The 327-nt window shown below is 51.1% G+C and carries 1 protein-coding gene; it reads right to left on the bottom strand.

What is annotated here, in order from left to right:
• Nucleotides 1-128 precede the first annotated feature (128 nt).
• Nucleotides 129-327: integrase core domain-containing protein (locus A3730_RS08555; protein ID WP_156501086.1), on the bottom strand; the 199-nt coding region annotated here is incomplete at its 5' end.

The following is a 327-nucleotide window of genomic DNA, read 5'->3' as shown; positions in this document are numbered from 1 at the left end:
GCGACAACCTGCATGTCCGCCTGGGCACCAAGCATTTGGTCACTTTTTCAGTTAACAGTTGATAGTTGACAGTTGATAGTTGATAGTTGACAGCTTGGAGTGCCCCCGATTTAGTAGACACCTAATGATTAAACGGTCGCAGCATAGGCACTGGGGGTAACTCCTCCCAGTGCCATGTGCCGACGCACATTGGGATAGTACTGGTCCGTATAGTAACGAACTTCGCTCGCCATTTCGTCTCGGCCTATCTCTCCAAGAGGGCGAGTCCACTCCTTTTTTAGCAAGGCAAAGACACTCTCGGCACAAGCATTGTCCCAGCAGTTGCCG

The sequence above is a fragment of the Alcanivorax sp. HI0044 genome (assembly GCF_001634945.1).
The sequence above is the reverse complement of the archived record's forward strand: the minus strand, read 5'-3'. Positions and strand labels throughout refer to the sequence as shown.